We start from the raw sequence: 305 nt of genomic DNA, 5'->3' as shown, positions 1-305 counted from the left end.
GTAAGCGGCAAGCCGCTAACAACAACTTCACAGCTGAGCCCCCATCTGCTCCGCCCTACGTCACCCTACATTCTCGGAGACAGGAAACATCTGTCTCGTCAGAAAATCCTGGCAGCCTTCTTCCCGAACATCACGGAAGTCGCCTGCAAATACAAAGTGTGAGCTGCTCCTTTGGCGAATATGTCCTGGCACCAAGAATCTTACGATTGGCTAGGATGTAGGCGATTTGGGCCCGGAGGCCGGCGGGCGTCAGCCATGAGATTGTTGTTAATGGTCGCTTTTTGACCATTTACAACAAGGCCGAA

This window comes from Schleiferilactobacillus shenzhenensis LY-73 (assembly GCF_000469325.1).
GTDB lineage: Bacteria > Bacillota > Bacilli > Lactobacillales > Lactobacillaceae > Schleiferilactobacillus > Schleiferilactobacillus shenzhenensis.
The sequence above is the reverse complement of the archived record's forward strand: the minus strand, read 5'-3'. Positions refer to the sequence as shown.